Here is an 8,440-nt window from a genome sequence, read left to right on the forward strand (position 1 = left end):
GCTTGCGCACTGAGCCTCAGCACGACGGGGCTCAGTGCGTGCAAATTAATCTGTGTATCGGCATTCGCCACGAATAATAATTTCATTTAGCACAGCGTACTTGTCGGTCATGGTATAGCCCTTTGGGCAATATTTCTTCACTCTTGGGTCTTGCTCTAAATAGTATTCGGCACGTTTTAACTGTGTTTCTTCGCTCTCTCGTTGCTCCGCGTTCCGGCTCCGCTGGCCATCGCTGCGCTGGGTAATGGGTTTGGGTTTTTCTCTGAATAAAGGCAAGGTGTAACGGAATAAGCGAATGTCATCGCCTTTTACCGTGGTGTCGAATAAGCCGATCTCGTTTCTTTTACCGCCGCCGCTCGCGCAGCCGGTTAACATAATTAATACGATGAGAGTGATTTTTTTATAGTGGGCTAATGCTGTTATGCACATTGCTATTAATGTCTCTGCAAAGGGTTTGTGGGCCTGCGGCGAGTGTAACATGACAAAGTCTTAATGCCAGATACAGGGCCTGCGGGGCATAGCAAGTGGATTTATCGACATGCCATGGTTAGAATCCTGTTACCTGCTTGCGGCATTCTTCGCTGCGCTGTTGGGCAATGTTGCTCTTCCCGCCATTCCTTAGGCTATACAGCAGCCGCCGTGGCGGCGCTGAGAAGAAGCTCTTGGTTTCAAAAAACGAATAACAGCGACCCCAGATATGCCGTTAAAACCTTCTGCAACTGCTTCACCAAAATCGGCTTTTACAGCCAAGATCATTTCGCTCAATGAGGCGCGCCCACGGCGAGCCTTAAACGTGTGCTTGTTGGGCTATCGCAGCGCACCCTATGGCGGCGGCCAAGGTATTTATCTTAAATACTTGAGCAAAGCCCTTGTTGAGGCAGGGCATAGCGTCGATGTTATCTCGGGCCAACCTTATCCTCATCTTGATCCCAGAGTGAAGCTAATCAAGATGCCGGGTATGAATTTGTTCGAAACCGGACTTAGTTCGATTCGGCCTCACCACCTTAGTTCACTGACCAATATCATTGAGTGGACAGGTAAGCTCAGCGGCGCATTTTCCGAGCCATATTGCTTTGGCCGGCGGGTTGTTAAATACCTCGCTAAGCATGGTCGGCACTACGACATTATTCATGATAATCAATGCCTTAGTTATGGCATGCTGGAACTTCAAAAGCGCGGTTTCTCCTTGGTCACCACAATTCACCACCCCATAACCAGCGACCTGCGCATTGCCCTGAATGCCGCCAAAAATTGGAAGGAGCGGCTATTAATCAAACGTTGGCACAGCTTTTTAACTATGCAGCGCCAAGTGGCCCGCCAGCTTCATCACGTGGTTACCGTTTCTGAGCGCTCGCGCCAAGACATCGCCGCCGCCTTCGACATGCAGCCGGCGGGTATTAGTGTGGTTTTAAATGGTATTGATACTGCGGAATTTCGTCCCTTAACCGATGTGGTCAAAAACCCCAATAGGGTTATGGCGGCGGTTTCTTCAGACCAGCCCATGAAAGGCATGCGCTATTTATTGGAAGGCGTGGCAAAAGTATTGCCCAGTTATCCAGCATTAGAATTGCTGTTGGTCGGCAAACCCCAAGAGGGTGGCGAAAGCAGCCAATTGATACAAGCGCTTGGTCTGAGCAAACATATTCGCTGTGTTAGCGGTATTAGCACCGAGGATTTGGTGCGGTTTTACAATGAAGCAGCGGTGGTGATTGTGCCCTCGGTTTACGAAGGTTTTGGTCTGCCTGCCGGCGAAGCCATGGCCTGCGGCACCGCCTTAATTTCTACCGACGGCGGCGCCTTGCCCGAGGTGGTTGGCGACGCTGCGATTCAAGTGCCAGTGCGTGACAGCGCAGCGATTGCCGAGGCACTGGACGCGCTACTGGCGTCACCGGCCAAGCGCGAGCAATTGGCCGCGGCTGGGCGCCAGCGTATTGAAGAATTGTTTTGCTGGCGCCGCGCGGCTCAGCAAATGAGCAATTACTACTGGGAGGTGTTGCAACGTGAAAACCGTTGATTTTCGCCATCTCCACCTCAAGCGTGGCGATAAAGTATTAGACCTTGGCTGTGGCGAAGGTCGTCATGTTATCTCTGCTTATGTTGAGGGCGATATCACCGCCATTGGCGTCGATTTATGCTTAAAAGATTTACAGACTGCCAAAACCCGTTTTACTGATTTTAATGAGCACAACAACGAGCACAAAGCCTTTGGCCTCGCTAATGCCGACGCCCTAAACCTGCCCTTTGCCGACAATAGCTTTGATAAAGTGATTTGCTCCGAGGTGCTCGAGCATATTCCAGACTACGAATCGGTGCTCAAAGAGATTGAGCGCATTTTAAAACCCGGTGGCTTGTTTTGTGCCAGCGTGCCCCGCGCGTGGCCAGAGAAAATTTGCTGGGCGCTGAGCGAGGCCTACCACAAAGTCGAGGGTGGCCATATTCGCATCTTTAAGGCCAGCCAGCTGCGCGGGCAAATACAAAGTTTGGGCTTTCGTTTTTACCGGCGCCACTGGGCACATGCCTTGCATTCCCCCTACTGGTGGTTGAAATGTGCGTTTTGGGATAAGCAAGACAGCAACCCGCTGATTAAACAATACCACCGGTTTTTGGTATGGGATTTAATGGACAAACCGCTTTTTACCCGCAGTTTAGAGGCGAGCTTAAATCCCCTGCTAGGCAAATCGGTGGTGATGTACTTTGAAAAGGCGAGCCCTGCATGAGTGGACTGTTTTTAAGCAAAGGGCTGTTTCCGCAAGAATTCTTCCGGCCGACGGTTGAGTTTTTAGTGCGTGGCCAGCAGCCAGACGGCAGCATTCCGTGGTTTGCCGGCGGCCATGCCGACCCCTGGGATCACGTTGAATCGGCCATGGGCCTGAGTATTGGCGGTGAATTTGATGCCGCCGAGCGTGCTTACCGCTGGCTTAAAAATACCCAGCTCGACGACGGCAGCTGGTGGGCCGCCTACCGCGACGGCGCGGTGGATAATCACGAGCGTCGTGAGACCAATTTTGTTGCCTACATTGCCACCGGACTTTGGCAGCATTTTTTAATCAGCGAAAACCAAGATTTTCTGCACGAGATGTGGCCCTGCGTGCAAGCGGCCATCGAGTTTGTGTTGGCCCAGCAATCCCCCCACGGCGAGATTAATTGGGCGGTAAACACCGATGGCGAAGCGATGTGCGACGCTCTGATTACCGGCTGTTCCTCCATTTATAAAAGTTTGGAATGCGCGGTGAATATTTCGGTGCAAGTTGGCGCGCCGCGACCAATCTGGCGCGATGCCCGCCACGCGCTGGGTGAGGCGCTGCGCAAAAAGCCCGAGCGTTTTGATCGCACTTGGGAAAGTAAAGCGCGCTACTCCATGGACTGGTTTTACCCAGTTTTAAGCGGTGTTATTTCGCCAGCCAAGGCCAGCGCCCACCTGCAAAAACGCTGGGACGATTTTGTGGAGCAGGGCTTGGGTTGTCGCTGCGTGGCGGATCAACCTTGGGTGACGGTGGCGGAATCCTGCGAATTGACCATGGCTTTGTTGGCAGCGGGCGATCACGCTCGCGCGGTGACGGTGTACAGCTGGCTGCACCAGTGGCGCGAGAGCAATGGCGAGTACTGGACGGGCTATCAATTTGCAGAAGATCTGCTCTGGCCAGACGAGCGCCCAACGTGGACTGCTGCTGCGATATTGCTGGCGGCAGATGCGCTAACGGAATACACCGCCGCGCACCGTTTGTTCAAAGAGGTGTGCATGCTCGATGTTGATGCTGCCCAAGTGCTGCCAGAAAAAAGTCGGGCGCGTTCCCTTTAATTTTAGAGCAGTTTGCGGCTATTCAGCGCGCTCTTTATCTTCGTTTGCAGCCAGCTCTACAGCCAATTGCCGCGACACCGACTGCGGCGAATTGCTATTTCGCGCCAATAAGCGGTAGGCCATCGGAATCACAAACAGGGTGAGCAAGGTTGCGCTGCTAACCCCAAACACCACCACAATACCAATCACATAGCGGGATTCACTGCCTGCGCCAAACGACAGCAATAAGGGCACGGCACCAATCACCGTGGTAATGGCGGTCATCGCAATGGGCCGCAGGCGCTGCTGGGCAGATTGAATAATTGCTGTGTCAAAATCCAAGCCTTGGTCCCGCAATTGATTTGCAAACTCCACCAGCAAAATGCCATTTTTTGCGGCCAAGCCCACCAACATAATGAGCGCTATTTGGCTGTATATATTTAAGGTTTGGCCAAATAAATACAGACCCAGCAAGGCGCCGGCAATGGCTAAGGGCACACTTAGCAAAATAATAAAGGGGTGGATAAAGCTTTCAAATTGCGCGGCCAGCACGAGGTAAACAATTAATAGCGACAGCGCAAAGGTGAAGTAAATACTGCCGCCGGCGTCGCGGTAATCCAAAGATTCGCCTTTGTAATCGATTACCGCCGCGGGGACTTTTTCGGCAACAAGGTTCTCGAGATACGCCAGCGCTTGGCCCAGCGAATAGCCGTCTGCCAGATTGGCGTCGATGGTAATTGCCCGCACGCGGTTATAGCGATTGAGCACCGCTGCGTCGCCGCGCTCCTGAATACTAACTAAGTTGCCAAGCGGTATGAGCTCATCTGTGGTGGTGGAGCGCACATAGATATTACTGAGGTCTTCGGGGCTGCGCTGGGTTTCCGGTTCGCCCTCTAAAATCACGTCGTACTCTTCGCCGGACATCATAAAAGTGGTGACCCGCCGTGAGCCGAGCAGGGTTTCGAGGCTGCGGTTGATCTCGCTGGCGTCTACACCGAGTGCGGCGGCGCGGTCGCGATTAATCGTTACCGCAAGCTGGGGCTTGGTTTCGCGGTAGTCGCTGTCGATGCCGAGCAAGCCCGGATTTTTGCGGGCCTCGGCAATAATCAGGTCGCGCCACTGGGCCAGTTCCTGATAGTTGCTGCCGCCGAGCACAAACTCGACCGGCTTGCTAAAGCCGCCACCGAGGGATTGCGGCGTAACCGGAAAAACACTTAAACCGCTAAAGCCAGCAAGGCGCTGCCGTATTTCGCCAACAATTGCAGCCACTGGTCGGCGCTCTTCCCAGGGCGCCAGTACCATAATGCCGATGGCTTCGTTATAAGTGTCGGCGCCACCGCGGCCGCCGGGGGCGCGAAGTAAGAAGCGCTTAATTTCACCGCCGTCGACCATGGGCATCAGCCGCGATTCGACCTCGGCCAGTTGCTTGGTGGTGAAATTAAAGGAGCTGCCTTCGGGGCCGCGAATCATCATAAACACCACGCCGCGATCTTCTTTGGGCGCAAATTCGGCAGGTACTTTTTGCAGCAAAAATAGGCAGCCGCCAATCGTGACGGCCAATAGCGCTGCGGATATGAGCGGCCGCTTCATGCTGCGGCCGAGCAGTTTTCCGTAGCGGCTTTCCATGCGGTGCAGCAACGACTCAACAAAATTAGCGAGGCCACCATGCATGGCGTCGCGGTTTAAAACCCGCGCACAAATCACCGGCGACAAGGTTAAGGCCACCAGACTCGAGAACATCACCGCCACCGCCATGGCAACGGCGAACTCGCCAAACAGGCGGCCAACATCGCCTTCTAAAAAACTGATTGGCACAAATACCGCCACCAGTACCGCGGTGGTGGCAATAACCGCAAAGCCAACTTGGCGACTGCCGCGATAAGCCGCAACCAGCGGCGGCTCGCCATTGAGCAGACGGCGGTGAATATTTTCTAACACCACAATACTGTCGTCTACTACCAAACCAATGGCTAATACCAGCGCCAATAAAGTCAGTAAATTAACGGTGTAACCTAAGGCGTATAACACCGTAAAGGTCGCGATCAGGGATACCGGTACGGTAATGGCGGGCACCAGCATGGCGCGGAAGTCGCCAAGAAATAAGAAAATAACCAGCACTACTAGCCCAGCGGCAATAAACAGGGTGCTATACACTTCGCTAATGGCGCTGTCGATAAACACCGAGCTGTCGTAGCTGGAGTGCAGGCGCACGCCATCGGGCAAGGATTTGCGAATAACTTTGGCTTCGCCGCGCACCGCCTCTGCCACCGCGAGGGTGTTCGACACGCTCTGTTTAACAATGCCCACGCCCACCATGGGTACGCCATTGCCGCGAAACATATTGCGGTATTCGGCGGCGCCCAACTCTACGCGGGCAACTTCGCTAAGTCGCAGTAAATTGCCATTGGTCTCCCTTTTTATAACAAGGTTTTCGAAGTCCTTGGGGCTGAGATAATGGCGATTAATTTTAACCACAAAGTCGCGGTCTACCGACTTGAGCGTGCCGGCGGGTAGTTCGACGTTCTCGCGGCGCAAACTGTTCTCTACATCGGCCACGGTGAGCTGGCGGGCGGCGAGGGCCTCGCGGTTTAGCCAAATCCGCATGGCGTATTCGGGACCACCGCTAATGCGCACCGAGGCAACGCCGTCGATAACTGCAAAGCGGTCAACAATATAGCGCTGGGCGTAGTCCGCTAACTCTAGGGTGGTGTGGTTCTGGGAGGTCAGATTCATCCACATAATCACCTGTTCATCGGCGTCGGCTTTACGCACCTCCGGCGGTTCGGCCTCTTCTGGCAGGCTGGCCAGCGAGCCAGAAACCCGGTCGCGAACATCGTTGGCGGCGGCGTCTATATCGCGGTTTAGGGAGAACTCAATATTGATGGAGGAAAAACCGTCGCGGCTGCTGGACTCAATCGTTTCTATGCCTTCAATACCGGCTATGCGATCTTCAATCACCTGAGTAATACGCGACTCCACCACCTCGGCAGAGGCGCCGGTGTATACCGTGCGTATCGACACAATGGGCGGATCGATGTCGGGGTATTCGCGCAGCGGCAAGCGCTCAAAGGCCAATAGTCCAAAGGCCAATAATAATAGGCTAATAACAACGGCAAAAACCGGTCGCTTAATGGCGGTATCAGAGAGCAACATGGTTTATTCGCTTCCCTGTGGGGCAACAGCCATACCGGCTTGCAGATTGCCGATACCCTCGTAAATTAAGTGTTCACCGGCGCTCAGACCGCTGCGAATTTCCACAAAGCTGGGTTTGCGCACCCCCAGTTCCACTTGGCGCTGCTCGGCCTTGCCGTCGTTTAATAGCCACACATAATGCTGCAATTGCTCGCTGAGCAATGCCGACTCAGGGATGAGAATACCCTCGCGCTCAGACGTAATTAGAACCACCTGCATCAGCATGCCGGGTTTAAGATGGCCGCTGGGATTGGGGATGAGCGCCCTAATTTTAAGGCTGCGCTTGATGGGGTCGATGCGGCTGTCGATGGCGGAAATACGACCGGAAAAATCCTCGTTCAGGGCGTCGCTACGCGCAATAATCTCTTGGCCCAGCGACAGCGCCTTGATGTTGAGACTGGGAATATAAAAGTCCAAACGCATCACGCTGAGATCATCAAGGCTGGTAATGCGGGTGCCAGGGCTGAGCAGGGCGCCGGGGCTGAGCTCGCGCAAACCGACCACGCCGCTAAAGGGCGCGCGGATGGTGCGCTCATTTAGCAGTGCAGAAATTTCGGCAATCTTGCTCTCGGCGCGCAGCTTAGACGTTTGGCGCTGATCGTACTCGGTTTGCGCGGCAGACTGCTTAGCCAACAAACCGTGCAGGCGCTGCAACTCGCGCTCGTGCTCAGCCAAATCGGCGCGGGCAGATTTAAGCTGGGCCGCTTCCTCGGCTTGCTCCAAGGTCACCAGTAAATCGCCGGCCTTCACGGTTTGGCCGTCGTTAAAATGCAGGCTTTGGATTTTCTCGGTCACACTGCTGCTGATATCCACCGACTCACGGGCCAGCAAACTGCCCAAGGCCTGCAAGCGGGTTTGAATGTGTTCAGCTTTCAGGGTCTGAACCTTAACCGGCGTGGGTGGGCGCGCTTTTGGGCCGGCAGCGTCAGGCGCGGGCTGGCAGGCCAGTACACTCAGGCTAAGTAGGCACACGGAAGAATAAGACAGAAACGATCTAAATCTATGGCTGTAGTCAGCGCCGAACATCGGTGACCCTCTCCCTGTAATGGTGCGCGCGAGTGATTTAAATAATGGAAATAACTCAGAATGCCAAGCGGCGCGTAAATTTTAATGTAGGCCGTTAATGTAACGGCTGGAGGGCTAATATTCAAAGCTAAATAAGAACTGTTTTCAATTGGCTTGGCGACCGCATCCGCTTTCCGTTAAGGCTTACTGCGTAGGCCAACTGAACTTGGTTTAGAGCTTGTGTGCCACGGGCCGTCATTCTGAACATGATTCAGAATCTGGTGTTACGAAGCGGTTTGGCTGCCGCCCAATGAGATGCCGGATCAAGTCCGGTATGACGGATTTTTTTGGGCGGTACTGCCCGAGGCCGTCATTCTGAACTTGATTCAGAATCTGGTGTTACGAAGTGGTTTGGCTGCCGCCCAATGAGATGCCGGATCAAGTCCGGTATGACGGATTTTTTTG

Annotated in this window: 6 protein-coding genes; 3 read left to right on the plus strand and 3 right to left on the minus strand. The window is 54.0% G+C overall.

What is annotated here, in order from left to right; translation table 11 throughout:
* Positions 1–45 precede the first annotated feature (45 nt).
* A complete protein-coding gene (locus tag P1U47_RS10105) occupies positions 46–480 on the minus strand; it encodes a hypothetical protein (protein ID WP_301028700.1) in 435 nt (144 codons plus the stop codon).
* 217 nt (positions 481–697) lie between these two features.
* Between P1U47_RS10105 and P1U47_RS10110 the strand changes: the two genes are divergently transcribed.
* From P1U47_RS10110 to P1U47_RS10120, 3 genes are read left to right on the plus strand one after another with little or no spacing between them, the layout of a single operon-like run.
* A complete protein-coding gene (locus P1U47_RS10110) occupies positions 698–2,014 on the plus strand; it encodes a glycosyltransferase family 4 protein (RefSeq protein WP_301028701.1) in 1,317 nt (438 codons plus the stop codon).
* Positions 2,001–2,717, plus strand: a complete 717-nt coding sequence (locus tag P1U47_RS10115; RefSeq protein WP_301028703.1) for a class I SAM-dependent methyltransferase — start codon at positions 2,001–2,003, stop codon at positions 2,715–2,717. The genes P1U47_RS10110 and P1U47_RS10115 overlap by 14 nt, the downstream gene beginning before the upstream one ends.
* On the plus strand, positions 2,714–3,799 hold the full coding sequence (locus tag P1U47_RS10120) for a prenyltransferase/squalene oxidase repeat-containing protein (protein ID WP_301028704.1): 1,086 nt from the start codon (positions 2,714–2,716) through the stop codon (positions 3,797–3,799). Before P1U47_RS10115 ends, P1U47_RS10120 begins: the two co-directional genes overlap by 4 nt.
* An 18-nt stretch (positions 3,800–3,817) precedes the next feature.
* Here the strand turns inward: P1U47_RS10120 and P1U47_RS10125 are convergent, their stop codons facing one another.
* Together P1U47_RS10125 and P1U47_RS10130 are read right to left on the minus strand one after the other, a co-directional pair.
* Positions 3,818–6,931 carry an efflux RND transporter permease subunit gene (locus P1U47_RS10125; protein ID WP_301028705.1) on the minus strand — a complete coding sequence of 1,038 codons (3,114 nt, stop codon included), beginning with the start codon at positions 6,929–6,931 and terminating at the stop codon, positions 3,818–3,820.
* A gap of 3 nt (positions 6,932–6,934) precedes the next feature.
* Positions 6,935–7,996, minus strand: a complete 1,062-nt coding sequence (locus P1U47_RS10130) for an efflux RND transporter periplasmic adaptor subunit (protein ID WP_301028707.1) — start codon at positions 7,994–7,996, stop codon at positions 6,935–6,937.
* Between the last annotated feature and the right edge of the window lie 444 nt (positions 7,997–8,440).

Source organism: Zhongshania sp., assembly GCF_029212375.1.
Taxonomy (GTDB): domain Bacteria; phylum Pseudomonadota; class Gammaproteobacteria; order Pseudomonadales; family Spongiibacteraceae; genus Spongiibacter.

Bases quoted from the DNA above. Each gene is read 5' to 3' on its own strand.
- P1U47_RS10105 (WP_301028700.1), bottom strand. From the start codon at position 480: ATGTTACACTCGCCGCAGGCCCACAAACCCTTTGCAGAGACATTAATA.
- P1U47_RS10110 (WP_301028701.1), top strand. From the start codon at position 698: ATGCCGTTAAAACCTTCTGCAACTGCTTCACCAAAATCGGCTTTTACA.
- P1U47_RS10120 (WP_301028704.1), top strand. From the start codon at position 2,714: ATGAGTGGACTGTTTTTAAGCAAAGGGCTGTTTCCGCAAGAATTCTTC.
- P1U47_RS10125 (WP_301028705.1), bottom strand. From the start codon at position 6,931: ATGTTGCTCTCTGATACCGCCATTAAGCGACCGGTTTTTGCCGTTGTT.
- P1U47_RS10130 (WP_301028707.1), bottom strand. From the start codon at position 7,996: ATGTTCGGCGCTGACTACAGCCATAGATTTAGATCGTTTCTGTCTTAT.